The 1,177-nt window shown below is 43.2% G+C and carries 3 protein-coding genes; all 3 read right to left on the reverse strand.

The annotated features are described in order from the left end of the window. The coding region (locus tag AB5935_RS27160; RefSeq protein WP_368327996.1) for a sodium ion-translocating decarboxylase subunit beta at positions 1-262 on the reverse strand (262 nt) is incomplete at its 3' end. Position 263: 1 nt separating this feature from the next. Further along, a complete protein-coding gene (locus AB5935_RS27165; protein WP_004304406.1) occupies positions 264-695 on the reverse strand; it encodes an acetyl-CoA carboxylase biotin carboxyl carrier protein in 432 nt (143 codons plus the stop codon). Between the two features lie 24 nt (positions 696-719). Then, a partial coding sequence (locus AB5935_RS27170; RefSeq protein WP_368327997.1) for an OadG family protein occupies positions 720-1,177 on the reverse strand: 458 nt, incomplete at its 5' end.

Genomic DNA, 1,177 nt, shown 5'->3' on the forward strand with positions numbered 1-1,177 from the left:
GATACAATATATTCAATACGGAACCTTCTTCATAAATACCGACTTTCAGTCCGGCATCCATATTAAAAGGTATATTACCGATCAGCATACCGAAGCCGATAGGAATCAGCAGCATCGGTTCGAACTCTTTGGCTACCGCCAAATAGATGAACCCCAAACCCACAAGAATCATAACGACATGCCCTACAGTAGCATTTGCAAAGCCCGTGTATGTCCAGAAGTCGGCGAGGTTATTTCCTAAAAAGTTTATAAAATCTCCCATATTATTCAATAATTACGAGGTCATTACCTTCAAGAACAGAGTCTCCCTTGTTGACGTTGATGGCAGTAATCTTACCGTCCTTATCCGCATTGATATTGTTTTCCATCTTCATGGCTTCCAATATGATAATGGTCTGTCCTTTCTTTACAGTATCGCCTACATTCACTTTGATGTCGAGGATAACACCCGGCAGCGGAGATTTCACTCCTGATTTTCCGGTAGACGGAGCAGTCGGTTTCACTACCTGAGTAGGAGCAGTAGGAGCATTAGGCATAGGACGTACTGTTACAGGTTTGGCAGCAGGCTTCGGCTGTTTCTCCATTTCCACTTTATAGTGTGTACCGTTCACTTCTACATGAGCGATATTATCTTCAATATCTCCGATGGTTACTTTATATGAGTTACCGTTGATTTTATATTTATATTCTTTCATCGTTTTAACTTTTTAAAAGGTGACTTACTTTCTGGGAGGAGTTTCACGCAAAGTGTAAATCTTCGAACTCCATGGTGAGTAACTGCGTTTTACGCGAGTGATGGTCAGTACCGTTTCTTCTACGTCGTGCACTTCATCCTGCATTTCGTGCAATGCCATAGAAATCGCAGCGTAAACTTCGCCCGGAGCCTGTGACAGTTCCTTAGCTTCATGCTTGTCAATGCCTTTAGATTTCATAGCATTGCGCTTGCTCAAATTTACAGCTACTTTTCCTACAATCTTGAAGGCAATAAAGAGAAGAATCAATCCGCAGAATACTACACTCATGGCAGAGATGGACATGCCGACACCGTCAGCATCATGCTCTTCGAATTTTTCCATCTTGGCATTGCTGTCAAGAGTTTTGTTGTTCGTACTCGGGGTCACGTATTTGTCACCACTTCCACCTTTTACCTCCCACTCCGCTGCTCCGTCGCTGCCAC

Origin of the sequence: Phocaeicola sp. RTP21198st1_B8_RTP21198_201120, assembly GCF_040929485.1 — a bacterium.
GTDB lineage: Bacteria > Bacteroidota > Bacteroidia > Bacteroidales > Bacteroidaceae > Phocaeicola > Phocaeicola dorei.